This is a genomic window from Nocardioides sp. (assembly GCF_047607185.1).
Lineage (GTDB): Bacteria > Actinomycetota > Actinomycetes > Propionibacteriales > Nocardioidaceae > Nocardioides.
Genome location: NZ_JASGDQ010000032.1, coordinates 16525 through 42052 on the forward strand (window position 1 = coordinate 16525; position 25528 = coordinate 42052).

A 25528-nucleotide genomic window follows, 5' to 3' on the forward strand; every position below is an offset into this window, starting at 1 on the left:
CGAGGCCTCGTCATGACTCAGTGGGACCCGGACGGCTGGGACGTGCTGGGCCGCGCCCGCGAGCTCAGCGAGGCCGGCGAGCCGTTCGCGCTCGCCACCGTGGTGTGGCGGCAGGCGCCCTCCTCGGGACACGTCGGCTCCCGGGCCATCGTCACCGCCGACGGCCGGATGGAGGGCTGGATCGGCGGCGCCTGCGCCGAGCCGGTGGTGCTCCGGGAGGCCAAGGAGGTCATCGCCAGCGCCGAGCCACAGCTGCTCTTCCTGGGCACCGCCACCGAGGGGGACCTCCCGCTTCCCGACGGCGCCCGGTTCGTCGCCATGTCCTGTCAGAGCGAGGGCGCGCTGCAGATCTTCCTCGAGCCGGTCGTCCCGGTCGTCGACCTGGTCGTGATCGGCGACTCCCCGGCCGCCACCACCCTGGTGGCGCTGGCCGACACCCTCGGCTGGCGCACCCGCCAGGTCGGCAGGACCGACCTCGCCGATGTCGTCATCGGTCCGCGCTCCGTGGTCGTGGTAGCCACCCAGGGCCACGGCGACGAGGAGGCGGTCGAGTGGGCGGTCCGCGCCACGCCGGCGTTCGTCGGCCTGGTGGCCTCGCGCAAGCGAGGCCACAACGTGCTCGGCTATCTGGCCGACCGGGGCGTCCCGAAGCAGCTGCTCGGCCGGGTCCACACCCCGGTCGGGCTCGACCTGGGCCACACCTCCCATCAGGAGATCGGCGTCGCCGTGCTCGCCGAGCTCGTCCAGCTGCGGGCCGCCGGCGCGTTCGCCACGACGGCCCGACCGCTGCTGCCGATGCTGTCCGCCGAGGCTGCTCCTGAGGCGATCGACCCGGTCTGCCACATGACCGTGCCCGCCGACGACGGGCACTGGCCGCACCAGGTCGACGGGGCGACGTACTGGTTCTGCTGCCTGCCCTGCCACGACCGCTTCGCGACCGACCCGGCCGCCTACCTCGCCGACCAGGGGGTCTGAGTGCTCATCTCCAACACCATCGACGTCGAGCAGCCGATCGAGAAGGTCTGGGCCTTCTTCGGCGACGTGCCCCAGGTCGCGTCCTGCCTGCCCGGCGCGGAGCTCACCGAGGATCTCGGCAACGATCAGTACGCCGGCTTGGTCGGCATCCGGATGGGGCCGGTCAAGCTGCAGTTCGACGGCAAGGCCAGCATCCTCTCCCGCGACGAGGCCAACAAGACCATGGTCATCGACGGCGCCGGAGCCGCCGAGGGCGGCCGTGGCAACGCGGCGATGCAGCTCACCGCTCGGCTCGCCCCCGCCCCGGCCGGCACCAAGGTCAACCTCGACATGGACCTGCAGCTCTCCGGCGCCGCCGCACAATACGGCCGTGGCATGGTCCAGGACGTCACGAAGGTCCTGATGGGCCAGTTCGCGACCAATATGCAGCGACGCATCGACGCCATCGAGCGCGGGGAGTCGCTCGACTCGCTGGGCGGCGCGGCCCCGGCCAGCGGGATCGCCATCGCGCTGCAGGCAGCCAAGCTCGCGATCTCGCGGGTGCTGCGCCGGTTCTTCCTGCCCTACGACGCCGCGAAGGTGTGATTGAGATGCTGTGGTGGATCGGAAACATCCTGCTGCTGGTCGTGGTGGTGCCGGTGCTGGTCGCACTGGTCAACCGGGTGCTGGCCGCCCTCGAGCGGATCCGGAAGGCGTCCGACGAGATCCTCGACGGTGGTGGCCGGCTCGCCGCCGCCCTCGACGGCGCGCCCGAGGGGCTTGCCGTCACCGACCAGACCATCAAGGACGTCTCGGCGGGCGCGGTGCGCTATGCCGGCTCCGTCGCGAAGCTGCTGGGGTGAGCTGCTGATGCCTGTCGTCGCCTGGGTCACGGTCGTGCTCGCCGTGCTGATCATCGCCGCCGCAGCGCTGGGCCTGATCCGCGTCATCGGCCACCTGATGGCGGTCTCCCGCACTCTCGACGGGGTGATCGGCGGAGTCGGCGTGGTCGCCGACCGCACCGCCACCGTCCCGACCGTGCTGCCGTCGGTCAACGCCAGCCTGGCGCCGGTCCGCGACTTCTGCGAAGGGATCTAGTCATGGGATGGACCATCGGGTACGTCGCCGGGATCGTGGTGGTCCTGGCGGTCGTCGCCCTCGTCGTACCCATCCTGCTGCTGGCCCGCCGGATCGGCGGCCAGGCGCTGGCGATCGACGACTCGCTGCAGGACTCGGTGCGGCACACCGCCGCACTCGCCGAGCTCAACACCACCATCGAAGCGGCCGGCGTCATCGTCGCCGGCCTCGAGCGCGGCCGTCACCGGCTGGGAGGCTGACCATGACTGTGCTGCTGACCGACACCCAGGAGACCCTGTGGTGGATCGCGATCGTCGCCGGCTTCGTGGTCGTGCTCGCCGTGGCGGCGCTGCTCACCGTCCTGGTGATGCTGGTCAACACCATCGAGAGGCGCGTCACGAACGTGAAGGCCACCCTGGCCGCGGCGAAGGCGAATACCACCGACACCGCACTGATCGGGGAGACCGCTGCCGGTGTCGACGCGGTCCTGGCCGAGGGCCTTGAGCACCACCTCTTCCTCGGCCGAGTCCTGGAGAAGGTGCGGTCATGACGCTTCTGGTGATCCTGTCGGTGGTCGACATCGTCCTGCTCATCGCCGGACTGGCGATCTACCTCTACATCGTCGGCAGCCAGCTGACCCGGGTCGCCGGGCTGCTGGAGGAGTCCCGCGACATCGTCGAGGAGATCGTCGCCGACGCCCAGCCGATCATCCCCGGCGTGGTCCACATCAACCAGGTCGGCGGCGTGGTCGCCGGCGCGCTGCCGCTGCTCTACGGCATGGCCGAGGGCATCGTCACCGGCGCCACCTTCGACCCCGCCGAGGCCCACGCCGAACGGGTGCCCAACAGGCCCGCTGCCGGCACCCGGCGCTCCCGGCTGCACGACGGCGTCGGCTACGACCCGACCGGTCAGCAGCCAGCGGGGATGGCGCGCCACGGCTGACCACTAGCCCTGCTGCCGCTGTGGCCCGGCGTCGTTGCCGGGGTTGACGGCCGAGCCCTTGTACATGTGGGTGTTGTCGAGGGCGTCGATCTTGACGTAGACGGTCTGCCAGCTGCCGTCGTCTGCCGGTAGGAAGCCGTTGCCCTGGCGGCGACCGCGATGCTGGGTGATGTTCAAGACGACAACTCCCGAATCTTCTCTCGCTTGTGACCGAATCAGGTAAGTCGACGCTAACTTAGGTAGGACAAACTGTCGACTGGGGGCTCACGATGCGATACTCCGGCGCCATGACGACGGGTGCTCGCAGCATGGGCAGCGACCGTGCGCGCGAGACCGTGAGGCGGCTGCAGGCCGACATCACCTCGGGGCGCTGGCCGGTCAACGGTCGGATCCCGACCGAGGCCGAGCTGGCCGCCGAGTTCGGCGTCGGCCGCAGCACCATCCGGGAGGCGGTGCGCAGCCTCGCCCATCTCGGTATGGTGGAGCCCGCCCCCGGTCGCGGCACCTTCGTGCGCTCGCTCAACCCGGTGCGCGGCGTGCTCTCCGACTTCGTCGAGGCGCACTCCTGGTCGGACATCCTCGCGGTCCGCAAGGCGCTCGAGGTGCAGGCCGCCGAGCTCGCCGCCCGGAACGCCGACGAGGACGGCGTCGAGCGGCTGCGGCTGGCCCACCGGGCCGACGTCGAGGGTGGCGGCGACACCGAGCGCGGCCGGGCGCCGGGGCAGTTCCATGCCCTGCTCATCGAGCTGTCCGGCAACAAGCTGCTCGCCGAGCTGTACGCCGGGCTCGGCGCCGCCATCCGCGCCGGCCGCTCGCGCGGCACCATCGTCAGCGGCCAGGACGCCGCCGGCCGGCAGGCCGACCATGCCACCCTGCTGGCCGCCATCGCGGCGGGCGACCCGGCCGGAGCGGCGGCCGCGGCGGCGGCCCATGCCGACCACGACCTGGTGGCGACTGATTGATCAGACGGTGATGAGGGTAACCTCACCTTAGAGGTTCCGTTGGTGGGTATCGCCAACCGCCCGGCACCCGGGGTGCGGTCTCGCTGCGGGATCTCTGACGTCGTCAGTTGTCGATCGATGTTGGTGCTTCCTCATGTCTGCTCTGCTGCGCCGCTCCGCTGGTGCACTGTTGGCCACCCTGCTGCTGCTCGTCATCGCCGGCTGTGACGGATCCTCCGACTCCGGTGAGGCCGGCGGGTCTGGCGGGTCGTCCGGCGCGGCGAGCCAGTCCGGCACCCGCACCGTCACCGACGTCGAGGGCACCGACGTCGAGGTGCCTGCCTCGCCCCAACGAGTGGTCGCGCTGAGCGAGCCGACCCTGGACGGCGTGCTCGCGCTGGGCGTGACCCCGGTCGGCACCATCACCGGTCGGGGACAGTCGACGGTGCCGCATTATCTGATCGGCCAGGCTGGTGACATCCCGATCCTGGGCGGCGTCGCCCAGCCCAGCTACGAGGCCATCGCCGCCGCCGAGCCCGACCTGATCCTGGTCGACGGCACCAGCCTCAACAACAACCCCGACGCGATGGCGATCCTGCGGGAGATCGCCCCGACGGTCTACACCGGCTACGCCGGCGGCGACTGGAAGGTCAACTTCGGCTTCGTCGCCGATGCGCTCAACCTGGCCGACCAGGCCAAGCAGGTCGTCGCCGACTACGAGGCCAAGGCGGCGGCGGCCAAGGAGCAGCTTGCGGCGACGTACGGCGCGAAGACCTTCTCGATCGTGCGCTGGCAGGGCGGCTCGGCCTCGCTGATCCTCAAGGAGCTGCCGGCCGGGATGGCGCTCGCCGACGTCGGGCTGGCCCGGCCGCCGGCGCAGGACCGCCGTGGTCGCGGCCACTCCGAGCCGGTGTCGCTGGAGAACCTCGCCCAGATCGACGCCGACTACATCTTCTTCGGCACCCTCGGCGGCTCCTCCAACGACAATCCGGCCGCCGGCGGCAGCAGCGACGAGCAGGGTGCCGAGAAGGCCCTCGCCGCGGCGGAGAAGGTGGCCGGCTTCACCAGCCTCACCGCCTACCAGGAGGGCCACATCATCCCCGTCGACGGCTCGCTGTGGACCTCCACCGGCGGTCCGTTGCTGATGAGCGGACTCATCGACTCGATCCTGGAGGCGCTGTCATGACCGAGTCGGCAGAAGTGCAGGTCCCTACGCCGCCGAGTCGGCAGAAGTGCAGGTCCCTACGCCGCCGAGTCGGCAGAAGTGCAGGTCCCTACGCCGCCGAGTCGGCAGAAATGCAGGTTGGACGTCAGCACTTCTGCCGACTCGCGGCTCCTGAGAGCAGCACTTGTGCCGACTCGCGGCTCCTGAGAGCTGCACTTCTGCCGACTCGGCTGCTGGTGGCGGCCGTGGTGGCGATGCTGCTGATGGTGCCGCCGGCGTTCGCCGAGGACGCCGGTACGCCGGCGGGCGACTCCTCGACGACCACCACCGCCCCGAGCGAGCCCACGCCCTCGACTGCCCCGAGCGACTCCGTCGAGCCCGAGCCGTCGGCCACACCCACGCCGTCGGCCGCCGTCGAGCCCGAGCCGTCGACGGCGGTGCCGAGCCAGGAGCCGAGTACGACGTCCGCCAAGGAGTCGACCGGCGACGCCACGAAGACCAGCCAGAGCGCCGATGAGCAGAAGGGCACCGGCAGGCCCGACGGAGCTGCCGCGACGGCCGTCACGGACTGCCCGACGGCGAGTGTCGCCCTGGCCGCGTCGAGCGTGGCGCTCGGCGGAACCCTGCGGATCACCGGCGCCGGCTGGTGCCACCCGGCCGGCGGCGGCTCGGTGATCGGCGTCAAGATCGACGACGGCGCGATCAGCCACCTCGACACCGCCGTCCACGCCAACAAGACCATCTGGGCGATCGTCTCGGCCGACGCCGACGGCACCTTCACCGCCGACATCACCATGCCCGACGGCACCGGCGACGCGCCCGGCGGCTCCGCCCCGGCGCTGACCGCGGGCAGCCACAGCCTTCGGCTGCTCAGCGGCAGCCTCAAGACCGGCGACGAGACCCGCACGGTGGAGTCGGCCGACTTCACCGTGCTGCCCGCCGGCACCGACGAGAACGACCCCCAGGTGTGGGGCACCGAGCTCACCAGCGGGACCACCAAGGCCTGGGTCCAGCGCAGCGTCTCCACCACCGAGGGGACGCTGCGGATCGCCGGCACCGGCTGGCTCACCACGGCAGGCACGCCGTCCACCATCGCCGTCAAGCTCGACGCCAGCGCTACCACGCAGTTCAGCCGCGACAGTGGCGTCCTGGAGGGCGACGCCACGATCTGGGCGATGCTGAAGGCCAGCCCAGCGGCGGTCCACGAGTTCGAGGTCGGCCCAGACGGCAGCTTCGACGTCGAGCTCGACCTCCCGCCCGGGCTGTCGAGCGGCAGCTATCTCGCGGTGCGGCTGACCTCCGGCAAGTTCGGCGCCGGCGACGTGCAGCGCTCCCTGGTCAGCCCCACCATCGCCGTCGACGGCGTCGCCTGGGACGAGCCCGAGGACGGTGCCGACATCACCTGCGTCCCCACCAGCACCACGACCACCGTCACCGTCGACACTCCGACCGTGTCGCTCGGCGGCACCGTCGTGGTCAGCGGCGCCGGCTGGTGCCACCCGACCGGCGGCGGCTCGAAGATCGGCGTCAAGATCGACGACGGCGCGATCAGCCACCTCGACGACTCGGTGCACACCAACCGCACCATCTGGGCGATCGTCCAGGCCGACCACCACAACGGCACCTTCACCGCCTCCATCCAGCTGCCCGACGGCACCACCAACACCTCCACCCCGGCACTGACCGAGGGCGCCCACACGCTGCGCTTCCTCTCCGGGTCGCTGCGCACCGACGACAAGGTCCGCACGCTGTCGGCCGACTTCGTCATCGGCGCCTACCGCCCCAACGGCACACCCGACCCGCTCGCCAAGCACGACCTGCGCAAGAAGGACCGCCACGGCGTCACCGCCAAGCTCGTGGCCGGGGGAGCGAAGGTCCGGGTCACCGTGCCCGGCGCCGCGAAGGGCGACTGGATCTTCCTGTCCACCTACGACGAGGACGGCTCGCCGAGCTACCCCTGGGACGACCGCTGGTTCCGCGCCGACGGCCACGGCCGGGTCACCGTGCCCGTCCGCAAGAAGGCCCCCACCGGCGAGGTGAAGCTGGTCGCCCAGAGCGGCGCGCAGGGTCACCTCGGCGAGCTGCTCGGCTGGGCGCCGGTCACCCTCCGTGCCGTCCCCACCACCGCCACCTCGGTGACCACGACGACCGCCGAGACTGTCCTGGTCGTGCCGGCCGTGGTGACCCCGGTCGTCTCGCTGGTGGCGCCGCAGCCGCCTGCCGCGTCGTACGACGCCCTGGGCGCTCTCCCGGCCGGCGAGGTCAGCGCCAAGCTCAAGGGCACCGTCGCCACGCTCACCGTGCCCGGCAACGCGGGCGCGAAGGTCTTCGTGACCGTCTACGGCCCCATCGGGGTGCTGCCGGCCGGCTGGGTGACGCTCGACGACGCCGGCCGCGCCCGCGTCGACCTGCGGCTGCTCGGCACCGGCGACTTCCGGCTCGCGGTCCAGGACACCGCCGGACGACTCCTCGGGTACGCCGGCGCCACCGTCGCCGTCGACGAGCCGGTGGCCCCGGCGGCCGAGGAGTCGGACATCCCGGCCATCACGCCCACCCCCGAGCCGACCCCCGAGCCCGAGCCGGTGCGGCTGACCGCCGCCTCCGCCCCGCTGGTCGGTGCCGCCGACGGCTGGCTGCTCGGTCTCGGCGCGGTGGTGCTGGCCGGCACCGGCCTGCTACTGCGCAGGAGGCGCTCGTGAGAAAGGTCCTGCTCGCCCTCGCCGCGCTGCTGCTGACCGCCGCGCCCGCCTCGGCCATCCCGGACGGCGGCGCCGGTGCCAACACCCCCGGCGCCAACGCTTCGGTGAGCCCGCGCTCGCTGTCCGCAGGCCAGACGATCCACTTCACCATCAGCGGCTTCCCCGCCGGCGAGGTCGTCTACATCAAGATCGACGACGGCAACTTCTGCAGCCAGAAGGGCGTCCACGGCGCCTGCGTCGTCCATCAGCAGCGACTCTCCGGCAGCGGCTCGGCGTCCGGCTCGTTCACGCTGCCCGGCGACCTGGCTGCCGGCGCCCACTGGCTGCGCTTCCTGGCCAGCGAGGAGATGACCGACGCGCAGGGCAACTACCTGGGTGTCAAGGGCTACACCACCCGCAAGGGCGCCGACTTCACGGTGGTCCGTTCCTCGGGTACGACGGGCGACACCGGCGGCTCCGAAACGACCGGGTCGACGGGCTCGACGGGCTCGGGTGGCGCCACTGGCTCCGGCGACTCCGGCGCCCAGGCGCTCGCCGCCGGCGAGGTGCTGACGGTGCGACCCACCGCGACCCCGGCCGGGACCCCGCCGCAAGCACCTGCCGAGAGCCCGGAGCCGACCCCGTCCGCGACCGTCTCCCCGCAGACGGCGACCGACTCGACCGACGCGGGGCCGGTCTCCGCCGAGCCGGCGTCCCGGTTCCCGATCGTCGGCACCGTCGGCCTCGTCGTACTCCTCGCACTCTCGGCCTTCCTGGCCTTCCGCTTCCGTCGTCGTGCCTAGCCGGCCGTCCAGGCCGGCCGTGCTCGCGGCAGCCGTGGGCATCCTCCTGATCGCGTTGTTGCTCAGCCTCAGCCTGGGCTCCAACGATCTCGGCCTGACGCGCACCTGGGAGCTGCTGCTCCACTCCGACGGCTCCGCCGACGCGGCGGTGGTACGTGAGCTGCGGCTGCCCCGGACCGTGGTCGCGGCGGCGGTCGGGGCGGCGCTCGGGCTGGCCGGCTCGCTGATGCAGAGCCTGACCCGCAACCCGCTCGCCGACCCGGGCATCCTCGGTATCAACGCCGGCGCCACCCTGCTCGTCGTGCTCGCCGTCGCCGTCACCGGCGTGAGCGGCATCGGCTTCTACCTCTGGTTCGCGCTCGCCGGGGCGGCGGCGGCCAGCGTCGGGGTCTACCTGCTGGCCGGCACCGGCCGCTCCACCGCGACACCGGCCCGGCTCGCCCTTGCCGGCGTCGCCGTCAGTGCCGCGCTGAGCGCGATCAGCCAGACGGTGATCCTGGCCGACCAGGAGGCGTTCAACGAGTTCCGCTACTGGGTGGCCGGCTCGCTGGAGGGTCGCGGCTGGTCGATCCTGGCGACCGTCGCGCCGCTGCTCGCCGTCGGCGCGGTGGTCGCGCTCGCCCTCGGTCCGGCACTCAACGCGCTCGCGCTCGGCGACGAGGCCGGTCGCGCCCTCGGCGTCAATCTGGTCAGGGCCCGCGGCCTCGCCATGCTGGCGGTCACGCTGCTGTGTGGCGCCGCCACCGCCGCCGTCGGGCCGATCGGCTTCGTCGGCCTGGCCGTGCCCATCCTGGCCCGTGCCCTGGTCGGTCACGACCAGCGCTGGGTGGGCGCGCTCAGCCTCGTCCTCGGCGCCGCCTGGCTGCTGATCGCCGACGTGCTCGGCCGGGTGATCATCGCGCCGCAGGAGGTGCAGGCCGGGGTGATCGCCGCGCTGCTGGGCGCGCCCTTCTTCGTGGCCGTCGTACGCCGGCGGAAGGTGCCGTCGCTATGACCGGATCCGCCAGCACGCTGGGGCCGTTCCGGTTCCGGGTGCGCACCGCCGCGGTGCTCGGCATCACGGTGCTGGCCGTGATCGTGCTGGCCGTGGTCGGCATGATGATCGGCGACTACGGCCTCAGCCCGCGCCAGGTCGTCGAGGCGGTGCTCGGCCGCGGCGAGGACCGGCTGGCGTCGTACTTCGTCACCGAGCTGCGCGCGCCTCGCGTGGTTGCGGCGATCGTGGTGGGCGCCGCCCTCGGTGTGGCCGGCTCGCTGTTCCAGAACGTCACCGGCAACCCCCTCGGCAGCCCGGACATCATCGGCTTCACCACCGGCGCGGCGACCGGCGCGCTGCTGCAGATCATCGTGCTCGGCGGCGACACCCGGGCCGTCGCCGTCGGCGCCCTGGTCGGCGGGCTCGGCACCGCGGCGCTGGTCCACCTGCTGGTCGGTCAGCTCACCGGTCAGCGGCTGGTCTTGGTCGGCATCGGCGTCGGCGCCACCCTCGCCGCCGTCAACACGCTGCTCGTGGTTCGCGCCAGTCTGGTGGCCGCGCAGACCGCCGCGCAATGGCTGGCGGGCTCGCTCAACGCGATGCTCTGGCCCCGGGTGCTGCTCACCACCGGTGCCGCCGTGGCCCTGGTGGCGGTCGCCACCGCGCTGATCAGGCCGCTGCACCAGCTGGCGCTGGGCGACGACCTCGCCTATGCAACCGGCGTGCCGGCGCGGCGGGTCCGCACCGCCGCGGTCCTGGTCGGCGTCGCGCTGGTCAGCGTGGCCACCGCAGCCACCGGGCCGATCGCCTTCGTCGCTCTCGCCGCCCCCCAGGTCTCCCGCCGGCTGGCCGGCAATCCGCTGCCCGGGCTCGCGGGCCCGGCGCTGACCGGCGCCTTCCTGGTGCTCGGTAGTGACATCCTGGCGCAGCGACTGTTTGCCCCGACCGAGCTCGCCGTCGGCGTCGTCACCGGCGCGCTCGGCGGCGTCTACCTGATCGTCCTGCTCGCCACCGACTGGAGGAAGCGATGAGCCTTTCCGCGCAGGGGCTGGGCGTCGGCTACGGCGGCCGCGCCGTGATCGCCGACCTCGGCGTCGAGATCCCCGAGGGCGCCATGACGGTGATCGTCGGCCCCAACGCCTGCGGCAAGTCGACCTTGCTGCGGGCGCTCGCCCGGCTGGTCCCCGCCACCGGCACGGTCCGGCTCGACGGCCGGCCGCTGGGGGAGTACGGCGGCAAGGAGCTCGCCCGCCGGCTCGGGCTGCTGCCCCAGTCCCCGACCGCGCCTGACGGGATGACCGTCGCCGACCTGGTCGGTCGTGGCCGCTATCCCCATCAGAGCCTGTTCCGGCAGTGGTCGCCGGCCGACGAGGCCGCGGTCGAGTCCGCGATGACCGCCGCCCATGTCGCCGAGCTGCGCGACCGCACCGTCGAGGAGCTCTCCGGCGGCCAGCGTCAGCGAGTCTGGCTGGCCATGGCGCTGGCCCAGGAGACCCCGCTGCTGCTGCTCGACGAGCCCACCACCTACCTCGACATCGCCCACCAGATCGAGGTGCTCGAGCTGGCCCGCCGGCTGGTCGCCGAGGGCGGCAGGACCGTGGTCGCGGTGCTGCACGAGCTCAACCTGGCCTTCCGCTACGCCGAGCACCTGATCGTGATGTGCCGCGGCCAGGTCGTCGCCACCGGCACGCCCACCGCGGTGGTCACCGCCGAGCTGATCGAGCAGGTCTACGAGCTGCCCTGCCGGATCATCGCCGACCCGGTCAGCGGCACCCCGCTGGTGATCCCGGAATGAACCGGCAGCCTCCCAAGGTCCCGCGCCCGGCACCGGTGCCGCGGGTGCGCAGCGAGCTCGTCGACCGGCTCTGCGCCGACGACCTCGACATGTTCTGGGAGGACATCGCCCGTACCTGCCCGCTGATCGAGCAGGACGGCGAGGAGATGGTGGTGACCTTCTGCTGGCGCGACGCCGAGGCCGAGGCGGTGCTGCTGTTCGCCAACCGGCTCACCGACGAGACCCACCTCGCCGACACCCTGCTGGAGCGGCTGCCGGGCACCGACCTGTGGCACGCGTCGTACCGGATGGGAGCCGACTGGCGGGCGTCGTACTCCTTTCTCGTCCAGCGCCCCGACCACCCCGCGCCGTGGCTGGTCGACGGGCACGTCGCCATCCGCAAGGCGCTCGACCACGGCCGGCCCGACCCGCTCAACCCGGTGACCTGCCGCAACCGCGCCGGGGTGCTGCAGTCGGTGGTCGAGGGGCCGCTGGCCCCGCCCCAGCCTTGGCTCGCCGAGCGCGGCGGCATCGCCCGCGGCACCGTGGTGTGGCACTCCGGGCCGGGTGAGCGGGGGGTGTGGCTCTACGACCCGCCCGAGGTCGCCCCCGCGACCGAGCTGCCGCTGCTCGTGGTGCTCGACGGCGAGGTGTGGACCGGCATCCAGTCGCTGCCCACCACCCTGGACAACCTGCTCGCCGACGGCGTCGGCCCGGTACGGGCGGTCTTCCTCGACTCCGGCGGCCGGGACGCACGCTGGACCGACCTGTCCGCCGCCGGCGGCGCCACGACGTACGTCGCCGAGGAGCTGGTCCCGTGGGTGCGGGCGTGTCGCGGGGTGCTGCCCGGCCCCGCCGCCGTGACGGCGCTCGGGCAGAGCCTCGGCGGCCTGACCGCGCTGCGGCTCGGGCTCACCCGGCCCGACGTCGTCGGCAATGTCGCCAGCCAGTCGGCCTCGCTGTGGCAGGACCCGCTGCTCTCGCTGGTGCCGGCGGGACCGCTGCGGGTCCACCTTGCTCACGGCGCCCAGGAGTGGGTGCTCGCCCCGCCCCATCTCGCGCTGGCCGACCACCTGCGCGAGGCGGGTGTGGACCTCGAGGTCAGCGTCCACAACGGCGGCCACGACTACGCCTGGTGGCGCGGCGCCGTCCCCGAGGCGCTCCGCTGGCTGCTCACCTGACCGCGAGTCGGCAGAAGTGCAGGCGCCAGGAGGCTCGAGTCGGCAGAAGTGCAGGTCTCAAAGGGCTCGAGTCGGCACAAGTGCAGGCGCCCTGACAGCACTTCTGCCGACTCGGCGGTTATGGGACCTGCACTTCTGCCGACTCGGCGGGTGGAACAAGGTGGGACATCGCGCGGTTGGCAACAGACGTGACCCCTGCGCTCTCCGTGCTCGACCTCGTACCCGTCCGCGCCGACCAGACCAGCGCCGACGCGGTCGCTGCCTCGCTGCGACTGGCGCGGATCGCCGACGAGCTGGGCTATCTGCGTTACTGGCTCGCCGAGCACCACAACATGCCGGCGGTCGCCGCCACCAACCCGCCCGTCCTGATCTCCCTGGTCGCGGGCGCGACGGAGCGGATCCGGGTCGGCTCCGGCGGGGTGATGCTGCCCAACCACGCGCCGCTGGTGGTGGCCGAGCAGTTCGCGCTGCTCGAGGCCGCCTTCCCGGGCCGCATCGACCTCGGCGTCGGCCGCGCCCCCGGCACCGACCCGGTCACCGCCTGGGCGCTGCGGCACCAGGGTCCCGCGGACGCGGACGAGACCGTCAACCAGTTCCCGCAGATCCTCGACAACCTGCAGGCGATGATGGCCCCCGGCGGCGTGGCGGTCCAGATCGCCGGCCGCCGACACGCCCTGCACGCCACCCCCTCCGCCGGCTCGGCCCCAGAGCTGTGGCTGCTCGGCTCCTCCGACTACGCCGCCCGGCTGGCCGCCGAGAAGGGGCTGCCCTACGTCTTCGCCCACCACTTCGCCGGAGGCGGGAATGGTCAGAGCTCCGGAGAGGGTACGGCGGCCGCGCTGCGGCTCTACCGCGAGCGGTTCACGCCCTCGGAGACCCTCGCAGAGCCGCGCACCTTCCTCACCGTCAACGCCGTCGTGGCCGAGACCACCGACGAGGCGGACCGGCTCGCGCTGCCGCAGCTGCTCGCCATGCTCAAGCTGCGCACCGGGGCACCGCTGACCGCCCAGCAGAGTGTCGAGGACGCCGAGCTGACGCCGGTCGCCGAGGCCCACCAGGGGCTGCTGGAGGCGATGCGGAGCAAGTGGATCATCGGCGACCCGGCGTACGCGAGGAAGCGGATCGCGGACCTGGCGGCCGAGTTCGGCGTCGACGAGGTGATGGTCAACCCGGTCGCCGGGGCCCACGAGGGCACCGACCCGGCCACCGCGCCCGGTCGTGAGGAGACGCTGCGGCTGCTGGTCGACTGACCCCCGGGCCGTGGATTAGGGTTCGACGCCGCCGCGACCTAGACTGGCGTGTCGGCCCAACGTGGGTCTGTCCTGTCATGCCTCGCGGCTGCCCTGAGTCAACCAGGGTTGAGGCATGTCCGGCGGCTTCACGAGGTCCACTCGGCAACGAGAGGTTCCCGGGTCGATGCAGGAACGGTAGACCAGACCCCGAGCAGTTAGTGAGGACATGCCGAAGAAAGAAGGCGTGATCGAGATCGAGGGCACCGTCGTGGAGGCCCTCCCCAACGCGATGTTCCGAGTGGAGCTCAGCAACGGGCACAAGGTTCTCGCCCACATCAGCGGCAAGATGCGACAGCACTACATCCGGATCCTCCCCGAGGACCGCGTGGTGGTGGAGCTCTCGCCCTATGACCTCACCCGGGGTCGGATCGTCTACCGCTACAAGTGAGCGAGCTTGCGAGCTCACGGACAAGTCAGAGCCGCTTACGAAGAGAAAGGGGCTGGCCGTGAAGGTCAACCCGAGCGTCAAGCCGATCTGTGACAAGTGCAAGGTGATCCGTCGCCACGGCCGCGTCATGGTGATCTGCGAGAACCCGCGCCACAAGCAGCGCCAGGGCTGAGCCCCGGCGGAGCCGACAACTTCATAACCACCTCGACGTACTACCCGCGGCGCGGCCGCGGGGAACCACCTCCGGAGCAAGGGCCGGAGCTCAGGCGCCACCTGGGACGTACGTCGAACGACACCCTTGCTGCAACCCGAAGGAAAGACACATGGCACGCCTCGTTGGTGTCGACCTCCCGCGCGAGAAGCGCGTGGAGATCGCTCTCACCTACATCTACGGCATCGGCCGTACGACCTCCAAGCAGCTCTTGGCCGCGACCGGTGTCAGCCCCGACACCCGCGTCCACGCGCTCTCCGAGGACGAGCTGGTCAGCCTTGCCAAGGAGATCGAGTCCCGTGGCCTGACGATCGAGGGTGACCTCCGTCGTGAGGTGCAGGCCGACATCCGCCGCAAGATCGAGATCGGCAGCTACCAGGGTCGCCGTCACCGCATGGGCCTTCCGGTCCGCGGGCAGCGCACCAAGACCAACGCCCGAACCCGCAAGGGTCCGAAGCGGACCGTCGCCGGCAAGAAGAAGGCCAAGTAGGCCTTCGCGATCTGACCAGACCAGCTATCCCCAGGAGTTACTGAATGCCTCCCAAGAGCCGTCAGGCCGCGGCGAAGACCAAGGTCCGCCGCAAGGAGAAGAAGAACGTCGCCCAGGGCGAGGCTCACATCAAGAGCACGTTCAACAACACCATCGTCACGATCACCGACCCGACCGGTGCGGTGATCTCGTGGGCCAGCGCCGGCACCGTCGGCTTCAAGGGCTCGCGCAAGTCCACCCCGTTCGCCGCTCAGATGGCCGCCGAGGCCGCCGGCCGGCGCGCGATGGAGCACGGCATGAAGAAGATCGACGTCTTCGTCAAGGGCCCGGGCTCGGGCCGCGAGACCGCGATCCGCTCGCTGGGTGCCATCGGCCTCGAGGTCGGCACCATCCAGGACGTCACGCCCACGCCGCACAACGGCTGCCGCCCGCCCAAGCGCCGCCGCGTCTGAGCCCACCGAGACAGAAGGAGACGAGTAAGAAATGGCCCGTTACACCGGACCCATGACCCGCAAGTCGCGCCGTCTCGGTGTCGACCTCGTGGGTGGCGACGCCGCGTTCGAGAAGCGTCCCTACGCCCCCGGCCAGCACGGCCGTGCCCGCATCAAGGAGAGCGAGTACCGCTCGCAGCTGCAGGAGAAGCAGAAGGCGCGCTACACCTACGGCATCCTCGAGCGGCAGTTCGCCAACTACTACGCCGAGGCGCACCGCCGTCCCGGCAAGACCGGTGACAACCTGCTCCAGCTGCTCGAGGGCCGCCTGGACAACGTCGTCTACCGCGCCGGCTTCGCCCGCACCCGCCGTCACGCCCGCCAGCTGGTCTCGCACGGCCACTTCCTGGTCAACGGCAAGAAGGTCAACATCCCCTCCTACCAGGTGGCTCAGTACGACATCATCGACGTGCGTGAGAAGTCGCTGGAGATGACCCCGTTCATCGTGGCTCGCGAGACCCACGGCGAGCGCGTCGTCCCGGCCTGGATGGAGGCCTTCCCCAACCGGATGCGCATCCTCATCCACCAGCTCCCGGTCCGGGCCCAGATCGACGTCCCGGTCCAGGAGCAGCTCATCGTCGAGTACTACTCGAAGCTCTGATCCACCCTGGTCCGCCGCCCTCACCGGGCGGCGGACCGCACCACTTCCGTCACCACCTGAAGTTCGGGCCCATCAAATAGCGGGTAGGCCCGGGAAGGAATCACCAGTGCTGATCGCACAGCGTCCCACCCTGTCGGAAGAGACCGTCGACGAATACCGTTCGCGGTTCGTCATCGAGCCCCTCGAGCCGGGCTTCGGATACACGCTGGGCAACTCCCTGCGTCGTACCCTGCTCTCGTCGATCCCGGGTGCCTCGGTCACCAGCATCAAGATCGACGGCGTCCTCCACGAGTTCTCGACCGTCGAGGGCGTCAAGGAGGACGTCACCGAGATCATCCTCAACCTCAAGGGCCTGGTCGTCTCCTCCGAGCACGACGAGCCGGTCACCATGTACCTGCGCAAGTCCGGCGCCGGCGACGTCACCGCCGCCGACATCGCGCCGCCGGCCGGCGTCGAGGTGCACAACCCCGACCTGAAGATCGCGACCCTGTCCGACAAGGGCAAGCTCGAGCTTGAGCTCGTCGTCGAGCGTGGCCGCGGCTACGTCTCGGCGGTGCAGAACAAGGGCGCCGACAACGAGATCGGCCGGATCCCGGTCGACTCGATCTACAGCCCCGTCCTCAAGGTCTCCTACAAGGTCGAGGCCACCCGTGTCGAGCAGCGCACCGACTTCGACAAGCTGGTCATCGACGTCGAGACCAAGCCATCGATCAAGCCGCGCGACGCGCTCGCCTCGGCCGGCAAGACCCTGGTCGAGCTCTTCGGCCTGGCCCGTGAGCTCAACGTCGAGGCCGAGGGCATCGACATCGGCCCGTCGCCGGTGGACGAGCAGCTTGCCGCGGACCTGGCCCTGCCTGTCGAGGACCTGCAGCTGACGGTGCGGTCCTACAACTGCCTCAAGCGCGAGGGCATCCACGCCGTGGGTGAGCTCATCAGCCGCTCGGAGCAGGACCTGCTCGACATCCGCAACTTCGGCGCCAAGTCCATCGACGAGGTCAAGGCCAAGCTGCACGAGATGGGCCTCTCCCTCAAGGACAGCGCGCCGGGCTTCGACCCCTCGCTCGCCCTCGCCGCCTACGGTGACGACGATGACGACGCGTTCATCGAGGACGAGTCCTACTGATCCCACCCACCTACCCCGGTACCTGACACGGCCGGAGAGGAAAGGAAGGCACCAATGCCTACCCCCAAGAAGGGTGCCCGCCTCGGCGGTTCGCCCGCGCACCAGCGGCTGATCCTCTCGAACCTGGCGACCCAGCTGTTCGAGCACGGCCGGATCACCACGACCGAGGCCAAGGCGCGTACGCTGCGCCCGGTCGCGGAGAAGCTCATCACCAAGGCCAAGAAGGCCGAGCTCGGCACCGTGGAGTCGCTCGCCAACCGTCGTGAGGTCCTCAAGACCGTCCGCGACAAGGGTGTCGTGCACAAGCTCTTCACCGAGATCGGTCCCTCCTTCGCCGAGCGTCCGGGCGGCTACACCCGGATCACCAAGATCGGCCCCCGCAAGGGCGACAATGCCCCGATGGCGGTCATCGAGCTGGTCACCGAGGCCTACAGCCCGAAGCCGGCCACCAAGAAGGCCGCTCCCGCCCCGGCTGCCGAGCCGGTCGTCGAGGACGCTGCCGTCGAGGATGTCGTCGAGGAGGCTGTGGAGACGCCCGCCGAGGCCGTCGAGGAGACCGCTGAGGTCGCCGAGGAGGCTCCCGAGGCTGCGGAGGAGACCGCCGAGGTCACCGAGGACGCTCCCGCCGTGGAGGCCGAGGAGAAGCCCGAGGCCTGACCGGCCCACGAAGGGGCTCGCCACCATCCGGTGGCGAGCCCCTTCGCATCTCCGGCTCGGGCTCACTTTGGGGATGGGAGGATGGCCGCCGTGCGGATCCGGATCGACCTGGCCTACGACGGCACCGACTTCCACGGCTGGGCGACCCAGCCGGGGCTGCGGACCGTGCAGGGCGAGCTGCAGGCGGCGCTGGCCACCGCGCTGCGGCTCCCCGAGACGTGGGTGACGGTCGCCGGCCGCACCGACACCGGCGTGCACGCGCGCGGCCAGGTGATCCACCTCGACGTCGAGGACGAGGTGGTCATCGAGAGCGCCGGCAGGGCGAAGGAGCCACCTCTGGCGACGCTGGTACGACGTCTCAACGGGATGCTTCCCGCCGATCTGCGCATCCACCGTGCGATCGAGGCGCCGGCGGGTTTCGACGCCCGCTTCTCGGCGATCTGGCGGCGCTACGCCTACCGAGTCGCCGACCAGCCCGCACTCGTGGATCCGTTGAGACGACACGAGGTGCTGCCCTGGCAGCGGCCGCTCGACCTGAGCCGGATGAACGCCGCCGCGACCGACCTGCTCGGCCTGCACGACTTCGGGTCGTTCTGCAAGGCCCGCGACGGCGCCACCACGATCCGTGAGGTGCAGCAGCTGGTCTGGGAGCGGGACGAGGCCGGGGTCGCGGTCGCCCGGGTGATCGCCGACGCGTTCTGCCACGGCATGGTCCGCTCGCTGGTGGGCTGCCTGCTGGAGATCGGCGACGGTCGCAAGGAGGTCGCCTGGGCCGAGCAGATCCTGGCCGAAGCCCGGCGTACCTCCTCCGTCCACGCCGCCGCTGCCCGGGGCCTCACTCTCGAGGAGGTCGGCTATCCGCCCGACGAGGCGCTGGCGCAGCGGGCCGAGCAGACCCGGGGGAGGCGGGTGCTCGCGGAATGAGCGAGGAGCACTACTTCACCGCCGACCCGTCGGTGCCATTTGGCCGGAGCCGGTTCACCGCGACGATCTGGGGTCGGGAGCTGACCCTGGAGAGCGGGGCGGGCGTCTTCTCCCACGGCCACCTCGACCACGGCACCGCGGTGCTGTTCCGCGAGGCCGAGCCGCCGGCGCCTGGCCGGATCCTCGACCTCGGTTGCGGGTACGGCGTTATCGGGCTGGCCATCGCCGCGCTCGTGCCGGAGGCGGAGGTGATCGGCGTCGACGTCAACGAGCGAGCGGTGCTGCTCGCCAACGAGAACGCCACGCTCCTGCGGCTCGCCAACTTTCGGGCGACCAGGCCCGACGGCGCCGAGGGGGAGTACGACGAGATCTGGTCCAACCCGCCGATCCGGATCGGCAAGCAGGCGCTCCACGAGCTGCTGCTCACCTGGCTGCCCCGGCTGCGCCCTAGCGGCCGGGCGGTGATGGTGGTCGGCAAGAACCTCGGCGCCGACTCGCTGCAGGCCTGGCTCACCGACCAGGGCTACCCGACGACCCGGCTCGCCAGTGCCAAGGGCTTCCGGGTGCTGGAGACGCTCAGCCCAGCGTGACCGGCAGCCGGTCGAGGCCGTAGACGATCGAGAGATCGCGGAAACCGAGCTCGCCGAGATCGTCGGTGGCCATGGCCAGGTCGGGGAACCGGCGGGCCAGGCCGGTGAGCGCGGCACGCAGCTCGATCCGGGCCAGCTCGGCGCCGACGCAGCGGTGCAGGCCGTGGCCGAAGGCGAAGTGCATCGTCTCGGCGTTGCGCAGGTCGAACTGCTCGGGGTTGGGCACGGCGCGAGGATCGCGGTTGGCGCCGGCCAGCGACACGATGACCACGTCGCCCTTCTTCACCGTGTGGCCGAAGAGGTCGTGGTCGGACTTGGCGAAGCGCGGGAAAGCGATCTGCACCGGGCACAGGTAGCGCAGCAACTCGTCCACGACCTGGTTGACCTCCGCCGGGGTGCCCTCGCGCAGCAGCCGATAGGCCTCCGGGTTGCGGGTGAGGACGTAGGCACCCATCGACAGCATCGCCGCCGAGGTCTCGTAGCCGCCCAGGAAGACGCCGTCGGCGAGGCCGCCCAGCTCGACGTCGTCGAAGTCGTCGCCGCGGGTGCGGATGATCTCGCCGATCATGCCGTCGCCGGGGGCGTCGCGCTGCGCCTTGACGGTGTCGATCAGGAAGGTGCGGGTCTCCGTGGCGGCGCCGAAGACCTCGGTGCCGCCCTTGCTGATGTCGAACCGTGCGACGCCCAGCGCGTGGAACTCCTCGCGCACGTCGTCGGGCATGCCGAGCAGGTCGCAGATGACCCGGAAGGGGATCTCGAAGCCGAACTTGTCCACCAGGTCGACGGTGCCGTCGCCGCTCGCGGCGGCCGCGGCCATCTCGTCGAGGGACCGCTCGACGATCGCCCCGATGCCCTCCTCCAGCCGCCGCAGCCGCCGCATCGTGAACTCCGGTGTCAGTACGCCGCGCAGCCGGGTGTGGTCGGGCGGATCGGTGAAGCCCAGGCCGCCCACCCCCTCCGCGCTGTCCTGCCTCCGGTTGCCGAGCAGGTGGCGGATGTCGTTGGAGTACGACGTCATGTCGGCCAGCACCGCCTTGGCCTCCTCGTGGCCGGAGACGAGCCAGATCTTGATCCCGAGGATCTCCCCGAGTTTGTGGACCGGGTCGATCGCGCGCTGCTCGGCGAGCTGCGGCACTGGATCCACGCCGTCGCGTCGCAGTGGGTAGGTGAGGTGCTCGGGCACCTTCCGCAGTGTGGTGATGTCGGGCATCGGTGAGGAGCCCCCGCGGCTGCCCAGCCGCATCGCGAGACGCAGGACTCGACGGCGGAGAGCGGCCGGCAGCCACGTCATCGAACTCATGTCGCCAGTCTGACTGATGCATACGCGGTAGAGCCATCGGGGTTCTCCCCGTGTCGGCCCTCAAAAGGATGTGCGCCGCTGCCTGGGGTCGGGGAGACTGGTGCGTCGTGGGTCATGTTGAGGTCTCCGGGGTGCGCTTCGAGTTGCCTGATGGGCGGGTGCTGCTCGACGGGGTGTCGTTTCGGGTGGGGGATGTCGGAAAGCGGATGGTGGTGCTCTAGTTGTCTACGATGAGGCTCATCCACAAAGCGCACCCGTCCGGCGCACATCCAAGTCGGTGCTTGACGGTGAGAGTGATATCACTGGCCACCTGGACGGACCTGAGATGAGATGTGATGGGAGGGAGCCTGAGATGGCACTGCGTTCCCGAGTATCAATGCAAGAGAAGATCGACGCCGTGGTGGCTGCGCTCACTGATGGCCTGAATTCTGAGGCATCGTTTCGTGGGAGTAGGTCCATTCGCCGACTGGAAGGTGGAGTCGTCGCGCTCGATTTCGGCGACGAAGATCACGTCGTCCGGGTGACAGTTGAGCGAGTGGCCCGAAGGCGCTGGAAGCCAGAGGAACCGATACGCATTGGCTGGGTCGACGGGGTCGAAGCCGAGATCGTTGGCGTGACGGTAGATGACTTCGTGAACGTGGAATTGGCTGCCGTTCCTGGCGGTGAGCGTGATCGGCTTTCCTGGGAGTACAACGACGCATTCGAGCATTGGGTGGCCGCAGGCAAGGACAAGCGCGATGATATTCCGGAACAGCCGGCTAGTCGCCTTATGCAAGTCGGGATTCAGGTCAGAGACGACAGTGGCACCAGTTACAGTTACCAGAGTGGTCAGTTTGGCGGGACCGGAACGGAATGGAATGCAATACAGTCCTTCGGCCCGTGGCCATCGGCCGAGGTGCACGGGTTGAACATCGAGTTGCAAGCGCCGGATGGTATGCCCGTCGTGATTTCTGTGCCGCTGTAAGTGCCTCGCTTCGCGGTAAGCGTTATCTGCATTGGCGTGAGGCGACTCGTGCCCGGTGAAGGATTTTAGCCGCCAGAACTTTGCGCTTCCGGCGCGTGAGTTGCGCCGGGCGTCAGGCCGTATTCTGGCGCCTGTGCGTTGGGCATCCGGTCGCTGGCCTCATCGTCGTCCGACCTCGGAGTGGCAGGCTCCAATTTGGGATGCGCCTGAGCGCGCTGCCTGGGAGACTTGCCCGTTGTGGGTCATGTTGAGGTCTCCGGGGTGCGTTATGAGTTGCCTGACGGGCGGGTGCTGCTCGATGAGGTGTCGTTTCGGGTGGGGGATGGTGCCAAGGTCGCCTTGGTGGGTGCGAATGGCGCGGGGAAGACCACGCTGTTGCGTATCGTGACCGGTGAGTTGACGCCGCATGCTGGCGTGGTGACGCGTTCCGGCGGTCTCGGGGTGATGCGGCAGCAGGTCGGGGCGGAGGCGACGACGGTTGGCGAGTTGTTGCTTTCGGTCGCCCCGGAGCGGGTACGCCGGGCGGCGGCCGGGGTGGATGCCGCCGAGCTCGCTCTGATGGACGAGGACTCCGAGTCCGTTCAGATGGCCTATGCGGTCGCGTTGGCCGAGTACGCCGATGCTGGTGGCTATGACCTGGAGGTCGCCTGGGACAAGTGCACGACCGCGGGCCTCGGGCTGCCGTTCGAGCGGGCGCGTTATCGCGCCCTCGAGACCCTCAGTGGTGGTGAGCAGAAGCGGCTGGTGCTGGAGTACCTCCTGCTCGGCCCCGAGGAGGTGTTGCTGCTCGACGAGCCCGACAACTACCTCGACGTGCCCGGCAAGGTCTGGTTGGAGCAGCGGATCGCCGCGTCGTCGAAGACGATCCTGTTCGTCAGCCACGATCGTGAGCTGCTCGACAACACCGCGACCCGGATCGTGACCGTCGAGCTGGGCTCCGCCGGCTCTCAGGGGCGCGGCAACCTGGTCTGGACCCACCCGGGTGGCTTCGCGTCGTACCACGAGGCCCGGCGTGACCGGTTCGCCCGCTTCGAGGAGCAGCGCAGGCGGTGGGACGAGGAGCACGCCAAGCTCAAGGCGCTGGTGCTGCGACTGAAGATCAAGTCGGAGTACAACGACGGGATGTCCTCGCAGTATCGCGCCGCGCAGACCCGGCTGCGCAAGTTCGAGGAGGCCGGCCCGCCGACCGAGCAGCCCCGCGAGCAGCAGGTCACGATGCGGCTCAAGGGAGGCCGCACCGGGAAGCGGGCGGTGGTCTGCGAGCAGCTGGAGCTCTCGACCAACGGTGGGACCGCCGGCCCTTCCGGGGCTGGGGCGTTGATGCGCCCCTTCGACCTGGAGGCCTGGTTCGGCGAGCGGGTGGCTGTGCTCGGCTCCAACGGCTCGGGCAAGTCGCACTTCCTCCGGCTGCTCGCCGCCGGCGGCACCCGACCCGACAAGGAGCACGAGCCGGTCGGGGAGTTGGTCATCGAGCCGGTACGGCACCGTGGCGTGGCCCGGCTCGGCGCCCGGGTGCGCCCGGGCTGGTTCGTGCAGACCCATGCCCATCCGGAGTTGCGCGGCCGCACCCTGCTGGAGATCCTCCATCGCGGCGACGGCCGGCCCGACGGGACGGGCCGGGCGGGGATGGGTCGCGAGCAGGCCGCCCGGGTGCTGGACCGCTACGAGCTCGCCGCGAGCGGTGAGCAGACCTTCGAGTCGCTCTCCGGCGGCCAGCAGGCCCGCTTCCAGATCCTGCTGCTGGAGCTCTCCGGCGCCACCCTGCTGCTGCTCGATGAGCCGACCGACAACCTTGACGTGCAGTCCGCCGAGGCATTGGAGGCCGGCCTGGAGGCCTTCGAGGGCACCGTCCTCGCGGTCACCCACGACCGCTGGTTCGCCCGCGGCTTCGACAGATTCCTGGTCTACGGCTCCGACGGATCGGTCTATGAGTCCACCGAGCCGGTCTGGGACGAGGGCCGCGTAGAGCGAGTCCGATGAGGATCCGGCCGCTCGACCCCGACGACGAGGCCGGGCTGGCCGCCTGGCACCAGGTGTTCGTGGCCGCCGACCAGGCCGACCGGGGCGAGTACGCCGACACCTGGACGCTCGAGGAGATGCGGGCCGAGCTGCGACAGGACGCTGCCTCGATCCGGCGGCACGCCTTCGTCGCCGAGACCGACACCGGGGTGGTCGGCAGCGCCTGGCTGGCGCTGCCGCTGGCGGACAACCACCACCGCGCCGAGCTGTACGTCGCGGTGCGACCGGAGCACCGCCGGCGCAGCGTCGGCGGCTCGCTGCTGGACCACGTCGAGGCGCTGGCCCGCGCCGAGGGTCGCACCGTGGCTGGGGCGGAGTCCTACTGGCGCCACGACGCCGGGCCGGCCGGCGACGGCCAGCCGGGGGTGGAGTTCCTGCGAGCCCGCGGCTACGAGTGTGTGCTGGTCGACCTGCAACGGTGGCTACGGCTGCCGGTCGACGACCGGCTGCTGGACGAGCTCGCCGCCGAGGCCGCGACCAGGCATCCGGCGTACACGCTGCGGAGCTGGCAGGGGCCGGTGCCCGACGGCATCGTCGAGGACTGGGCGGCGCTCAATGCCAGTCTGGAGACCGAGGCGCCGATGGGCGACCTCGACCTGGAGCCGCGTACGGCGGCGGTGGCCGTGGTCCGGGAGAACGAGGAGCTCCTCGCTGCACAGGGCCGTACCAAGGTCAACACCGTCGCGCTCGACGCCGCCGGCCGGGTCGTCGCGTTCACCGACATCGCCCTCCCCGACACCGGCAACCGCGCCTACCAGTGGGGCACCCTGGTCCGGGGCGACCACCGCGGCCATCGGCTCGGGCTGGCCGTCAAGGTCGCCAACCTGCGCCAGCTGCAGCGGCTGCGCCCCGACCTACGGCTGCTCGTCACCTATAACGCCGCCTCCAACGCGCCCATGGTCGAGGTCAACGACCGGCTCGGCTTCGAGCCGGTCGAGTGGAGCGGCGAGTTCCAGCGAAGGTCGACCTCGTCCACACGATCGGCAGGCTGTGCCCCTCGCCAAGATCCGCGCCTCGTCAATCCGGATTCGTGATTTCCCTGGTGCCATATTGGGTGGTGTGGAATCGGTAGCCGTGGGGGCTGGTCCAGAGATATTCACCCGGCGCGAGCTGAAAATAGGACCACCCTGCGCTGTGGGTTTTCACGCGGTGGTGATGTCGGCATAGCGGGGCGATATTGCTGGTCCGGGTTTGGTCGGGTGGGCCGTGTTCTTGCCATTTCTTGGCGTGGTCGAGGTCGCAGGCTTCGGCGGGGCGCTCGCAGAAGGGGAAGACGCATTTGCGGGCGGTCTCGATGGCCTGCTCGCGGATGATGTCCGATGCGTATCGGCTTGCTGTGACTGCCTCGGCGGTCAGGTCGAGGACGGGCCGGACGGTGACGTGGCTGTGGGCGCACCAGGCCTGGAGGCGGTCGACGCTCACCATGCCCAGGTGCTGGCCGGTCAGGGAGTGCACCACGGCGTGGGTCTCGCCCTCGGCCACCCGCACCCGGAGGTCGATCCGACGTGGCTGGAGGTGGGCCGCCTGGTCGGTCTCGCGTGGGCCGAAGTCGACCTCGCCACGGGCGAGCATGCCCAGGGCCCGGGCTCGGCGGACGGCCTTGGTCTCGGCGAGGCCGTCACAGGCGGCGAGCTGGTCGGCGATCTCGTCCAGCACGGCATCGAGGTCGTGGGCGTCGGTGGTGTCCAGGACCGCCTCCACTCTCGTGGTGGCGGCCCGGCCGGTGGGGTTGCGGGCGATCTCGACGCGGCGCTCGGCCAGGTCACTGGCTTCGTCCTCGGCGAGTTGTTCGGGATCGAACCGGGCCAATGCCTCCTCGATCAACCGGTCCAGGGTCCTGACCCCGACTCGCTCCACCCGGCGCGCAATGTGGACGTCGACCCACGCGGCCGCCTCCTGGGGGAGTGTCATAGTCGCGTCGGCGACCCGGCGGGCCCGCCAGCCATCTACCTGCCCGGCCTTCACCCTCGCCCACGTACACGGGAGA

At 70.9% G+C, this 25528-nt stretch carries 31 protein-coding genes; 28 read left to right on the forward strand and 3 right to left on the reverse strand.

Features of this window, described 5'->3' with window-relative positions; all coding sequences use genetic code 11:
• The first annotated feature begins 12 nt into the window (after positions 1-12).
• Genes QM595_RS02885 through QM595_RS02915 form a run of 7 tightly spaced genes read left to right on the forward strand, consistent with a single transcriptional unit; the run spans position 13 to position 2973 of the window.
• Complete coding sequence (locus QM595_RS02885; protein ID WP_415170019.1) at positions 13-975, forward strand: XdhC family protein; 963 nt, start codon at positions 13-15, stop codon at positions 973-975.
• Positions 976-1560 (forward strand): SRPBCC family protein, encoded by a 585-nt coding sequence (locus tag QM595_RS02890; RefSeq protein WP_415170020.1) that lies wholly within the window; start codon positions 976-978, stop codon positions 1558-1560.
• Between the two features lie 5 nt (positions 1561-1565).
• On the forward strand, positions 1566-1817 hold the full coding sequence (locus QM595_RS02895; RefSeq protein WP_415170021.1) for a hypothetical protein: 252 nt from the start codon (positions 1566-1568) through the stop codon (positions 1815-1817).
• 7 nt (positions 1818-1824) lie between these two features.
• Complete coding sequence (locus QM595_RS02900) at positions 1825-2052, forward strand: hypothetical protein (RefSeq protein ID WP_415170022.1); 228 nt, start codon at positions 1825-1827, stop codon at positions 2050-2052.
• A gap of 2 nt (positions 2053-2054) precedes the next feature.
• Positions 2055-2291 (forward strand): hypothetical protein, encoded by a 237-nt coding sequence (locus QM595_RS02905; RefSeq protein ID WP_415170023.1) that lies wholly within the window; start codon positions 2055-2057, stop codon positions 2289-2291.
• A 2-nt stretch (positions 2292-2293) separates the two neighbouring features.
• A complete protein-coding gene (locus tag QM595_RS02910; RefSeq protein WP_415170024.1) occupies positions 2294-2581 on the forward strand; it encodes a hypothetical protein in 288 nt (95 codons plus the stop codon).
• Complete coding sequence (locus QM595_RS02915) at positions 2578-2973, forward strand: hypothetical protein (RefSeq protein ID WP_415170025.1); 396 nt, start codon at positions 2578-2580, stop codon at positions 2971-2973. Before QM595_RS02910 ends, QM595_RS02915 begins: the two co-directional genes overlap by 4 nt.
• Before the next feature lie 3 nt (positions 2974-2976).
• On the opposite strand, the gene QM595_RS02920 is transcribed toward QM595_RS02915, so the two are convergent.
• Positions 2977-3150 (reverse strand): hypothetical protein, encoded by a 174-nt coding sequence (locus QM595_RS02920; protein ID WP_415170026.1) that lies wholly within the window; start codon positions 3148-3150, stop codon positions 2977-2979.
• A gap of 110 nt (positions 3151-3260) precedes the next feature.
• On the opposite strand from QM595_RS02920, the gene QM595_RS02925 reads away from it, so the two are divergent.
• From QM595_RS02925 to QM595_RS03010, 18 genes are all read left to right on the forward strand, one after another.
• Positions 3261-3935: a FadR/GntR family transcriptional regulator gene (locus QM595_RS02925; RefSeq protein WP_415170027.1), complete on the forward strand. Its 675-nt coding sequence runs from the start codon at positions 3261-3263 to the stop codon at positions 3933-3935.
• Positions 3936-4068: 133 nt separating this feature from the next.
• A complete protein-coding gene (locus QM595_RS02930) occupies positions 4069-5100 on the forward strand; it encodes an ABC transporter substrate-binding protein (RefSeq protein ID WP_415170028.1) in 1032 nt (343 codons plus the stop codon).
• 215 nt (positions 5101-5315) lie between these two features.
• The gene (locus QM595_RS02935; RefSeq protein ID WP_415170029.1) at positions 5316-7778 is read left to right on the forward strand and encodes a hypothetical protein; all 2463 of its coding nucleotides are present in this window, start codon (positions 5316-5318) and stop codon (positions 7776-7778) included.
• Positions 7775-8560: a hypothetical protein gene (locus QM595_RS02940; RefSeq protein WP_415170030.1), complete on the forward strand. Its 786-nt coding sequence runs from the start codon at positions 7775-7777 to the stop codon at positions 8558-8560. Before QM595_RS02935 ends, QM595_RS02940 begins: the two co-directional genes overlap by 4 nt.
• Before the next feature lie 19 nt (positions 8561-8579).
• Positions 8580-9554 (forward strand): FecCD family ABC transporter permease, encoded by a 975-nt coding sequence (locus QM595_RS02945; RefSeq protein ID WP_415170031.1) that lies wholly within the window; start codon positions 8580-8582, stop codon positions 9552-9554.
• Entirely contained in the window at positions 9551-10567 is a 1017-nt protein-coding gene (locus QM595_RS02950; RefSeq protein WP_415170032.1) for a FecCD family ABC transporter permease, read from the forward strand. The genes QM595_RS02945 and QM595_RS02950 overlap by 4 nt, the downstream gene beginning before the upstream one ends.
• A complete protein-coding gene (locus QM595_RS02955; protein WP_415170033.1) occupies positions 10564-11331 on the forward strand; it encodes an ABC transporter ATP-binding protein in 768 nt (255 codons plus the stop codon). Before QM595_RS02950 ends, QM595_RS02955 begins: the two co-directional genes overlap by 4 nt.
• On the forward strand, positions 11328-12491 hold the full coding sequence (locus QM595_RS02960; RefSeq protein ID WP_415170034.1) for an enterochelin esterase domain-containing protein: 1164 nt from the start codon (positions 11328-11330) through the stop codon (positions 12489-12491). The genes QM595_RS02955 and QM595_RS02960 overlap by 4 nt, the downstream gene beginning before the upstream one ends.
• Before the next feature lie 188 nt (positions 12492-12679).
• Positions 12680-13741 (forward strand): LLM class flavin-dependent oxidoreductase, encoded by a 1062-nt coding sequence (locus QM595_RS02965; protein WP_415170035.1) that lies wholly within the window; start codon positions 12680-12682, stop codon positions 13739-13741.
• Between the two features lie 208 nt (positions 13742-13949).
• Positions 13950-14171, forward strand: a complete 222-nt coding sequence (gene infA / locus QM595_RS02970) for a translation initiation factor IF-1 (protein WP_011757309.1) — start codon at positions 13950-13952, stop codon at positions 14169-14171.
• A 58-nt stretch (positions 14172-14229) separates the two neighbouring features.
• Positions 14230-14343 (forward strand): 50S ribosomal protein L36, encoded by a 114-nt coding sequence (gene rpmJ / locus QM595_RS02975; protein ID WP_004008316.1) that lies wholly within the window; start codon positions 14230-14232, stop codon positions 14341-14343.
• 151 nt (positions 14344-14494) lie between these two features.
• Positions 14495-14872, forward strand: coding sequence for a 30S ribosomal protein S13 (gene rpsM / locus QM595_RS02980; protein ID WP_415170036.1), 378 nt, complete (start codon positions 14495-14497; stop codon positions 14870-14872).
• A 44-nt stretch (positions 14873-14916) separates the two neighbouring features.
• Complete coding sequence (gene rpsK / locus QM595_RS02985; protein ID WP_091125760.1) at positions 14917-15324, forward strand: 30S ribosomal protein S11; 408 nt, start codon at positions 14917-14919, stop codon at positions 15322-15324.
• Between the two features lie 31 nt (positions 15325-15355).
• Positions 15356-15964, forward strand: a complete 609-nt coding sequence (rpsD, locus tag QM595_RS02990) for a 30S ribosomal protein S4 (RefSeq protein WP_415170037.1) — start codon at positions 15356-15358, stop codon at positions 15962-15964.
• A 106-nt stretch (positions 15965-16070) separates the two neighbouring features.
• The gene (locus tag QM595_RS02995; RefSeq protein WP_415170038.1) at positions 16071-17087 is read left to right on the forward strand and encodes a DNA-directed RNA polymerase subunit alpha; all 1017 of its coding nucleotides are present in this window, start codon (positions 16071-16073) and stop codon (positions 17085-17087) included.
• Positions 17088-17141: 54 nt separating this feature from the next.
• Positions 17142-17744 carry a 50S ribosomal protein L17 gene (rplQ, locus tag QM595_RS03000; protein ID WP_415170039.1) on the forward strand — a complete coding sequence of 201 codons (603 nt, stop codon included), beginning with the start codon at positions 17142-17144 and terminating at the stop codon, positions 17742-17744.
• Between the two features lie 81 nt (positions 17745-17825).
• Entirely contained in the window at positions 17826-18668 is an 843-nt protein-coding gene (gene truA, locus QM595_RS03005) for a tRNA pseudouridine(38-40) synthase TruA (protein WP_415170040.1), read from the forward strand.
• Positions 18665-19258, forward strand: coding sequence for a class I SAM-dependent methyltransferase (locus QM595_RS03010; protein ID WP_415170041.1), 594 nt, complete (start codon positions 18665-18667; stop codon positions 19256-19258). The genes truA and QM595_RS03010 overlap by 4 nt, the downstream gene beginning before the upstream one ends.
• Here the strand turns inward: QM595_RS03010 and QM595_RS03015 are convergent.
• The gene (locus QM595_RS03015; protein WP_415170042.1) at positions 19245-20558 is read right to left on the reverse strand and encodes a cytochrome P450; all 1314 of its coding nucleotides are present in this window, start codon (positions 20556-20558) and stop codon (positions 19245-19247) included. The genes QM595_RS03010 and QM595_RS03015 overlap by 14 nt on opposite strands.
• A gap of 352 nt (positions 20559-20910) precedes the next feature.
• Here QM595_RS03015 and QM595_RS03020 point away from each other — a divergent pair, with 352 nt between their 5' ends.
• The 3 genes from QM595_RS03020 to QM595_RS03030 all read left to right on the forward strand — a co-directional run bounded on the left by QM595_RS03020 (position 20911) and on the right by QM595_RS03030 (position 24575).
• The gene (locus QM595_RS03020; protein WP_415170043.1) at positions 20911-21522 is read left to right on the forward strand and encodes a hypothetical protein; all 612 of its coding nucleotides are present in this window, start codon (positions 20911-20913) and stop codon (positions 21520-21522) included.
• Positions 21523-21759: 237 nt separating this feature from the next.
• Positions 21760-23502: an ABC-F family ATP-binding cassette domain-containing protein gene (locus QM595_RS03025; protein WP_415170044.1), complete on the forward strand. Its 1743-nt coding sequence runs from the start codon at positions 21760-21762 to the stop codon at positions 23500-23502.
• Entirely contained in the window at positions 23499-24575 is a 1077-nt protein-coding gene (locus QM595_RS03030; RefSeq protein WP_415170045.1) for a GNAT family N-acetyltransferase, read from the forward strand. The genes QM595_RS03025 and QM595_RS03030 overlap by 4 nt, the downstream gene beginning before the upstream one ends.
• Here the strand turns inward: QM595_RS03030 and QM595_RS03035 are convergent.
• A partial coding sequence (locus tag QM595_RS03035; RefSeq protein WP_415170046.1) for a hypothetical protein occupies positions 24559-25528 on the reverse strand: 970 nt, incomplete at its 5' end. The genes QM595_RS03030 and QM595_RS03035 overlap by 17 nt on opposite strands.

Coding starts and splice junctions, on each gene's coding strand:
- QM595_RS02885 (WP_415170019.1), top strand. CDS start 13: ATGACTCAGTGGGACCCGGACGGCTGGGACGTGCTGGGCCGCGCCCGC.
- QM595_RS02895 (WP_415170021.1), top strand. CDS start 1,566: ATGCTGTGGTGGATCGGAAACATCCTGCTGCTGGTCGTGGTGGTGCCG.
- QM595_RS02900 (WP_415170022.1), top strand. CDS start 1,825: ATGCCTGTCGTCGCCTGGGTCACGGTCGTGCTCGCCGTGCTGATCATC.
- QM595_RS02905 (WP_415170023.1), top strand. CDS start 2,055: ATGGGATGGACCATCGGGTACGTCGCCGGGATCGTGGTGGTCCTGGCG.
- QM595_RS02910 (WP_415170024.1), top strand. CDS start 2,294: ATGACTGTGCTGCTGACCGACACCCAGGAGACCCTGTGGTGGATCGCG.
- QM595_RS02915 (WP_415170025.1), top strand. CDS start 2,578: ATGACGCTTCTGGTGATCCTGTCGGTGGTCGACATCGTCCTGCTCATC.
- QM595_RS02925 (WP_415170027.1), top strand. CDS start 3,261: ATGACGACGGGTGCTCGCAGCATGGGCAGCGACCGTGCGCGCGAGACC.
- QM595_RS02930 (WP_415170028.1), top strand. CDS start 4,069: ATGTCTGCTCTGCTGCGCCGCTCCGCTGGTGCACTGTTGGCCACCCTG.
- QM595_RS02950 (WP_415170032.1), top strand. CDS start 9,551: ATGACCGGATCCGCCAGCACGCTGGGGCCGTTCCGGTTCCGGGTGCGC.
- QM595_RS02955 (WP_415170033.1), top strand. CDS start 10,564: ATGAGCCTTTCCGCGCAGGGGCTGGGCGTCGGCTACGGCGGCCGCGCC.
- QM595_RS02960 (WP_415170034.1), top strand. CDS start 11,328: ATGAACCGGCAGCCTCCCAAGGTCCCGCGCCCGGCACCGGTGCCGCGG.
- infA (WP_011757309.1), top strand. CDS start 13,950: ATGCCGAAGAAAGAAGGCGTGATCGAGATCGAGGGCACCGTCGTGGAG.
- rpsM (WP_415170036.1), top strand. CDS start 14,495: ATGGCACGCCTCGTTGGTGTCGACCTCCCGCGCGAGAAGCGCGTGGAG.
- rpsK (WP_091125760.1), top strand. CDS start 14,917: ATGCCTCCCAAGAGCCGTCAGGCCGCGGCGAAGACCAAGGTCCGCCGC.
- rpsD (WP_415170037.1), top strand. CDS start 15,356: ATGGCCCGTTACACCGGACCCATGACCCGCAAGTCGCGCCGTCTCGGT.
- rplQ (WP_415170039.1), top strand. CDS start 17,142: ATGCCTACCCCCAAGAAGGGTGCCCGCCTCGGCGGTTCGCCCGCGCAC.
- truA (WP_415170040.1), top strand. CDS start 17,826: ATGGCCGCCGTGCGGATCCGGATCGACCTGGCCTACGACGGCACCGAC.
- QM595_RS03010 (WP_415170041.1), top strand. CDS start 18,665: ATGAGCGAGGAGCACTACTTCACCGCCGACCCGTCGGTGCCATTTGGC.
- QM595_RS03015 (WP_415170042.1), bottom strand. CDS start 20,558: ATGAGTTCGATGACGTGGCTGCCGGCCGCTCTCCGCCGTCGAGTCCTG.
- QM595_RS03020 (WP_415170043.1), top strand. CDS start 20,911: ATGGCACTGCGTTCCCGAGTATCAATGCAAGAGAAGATCGACGCCGTG.
- QM595_RS03030 (WP_415170045.1), top strand. CDS start 23,499: ATGAGGATCCGGCCGCTCGACCCCGACGACGAGGCCGGGCTGGCCGCC.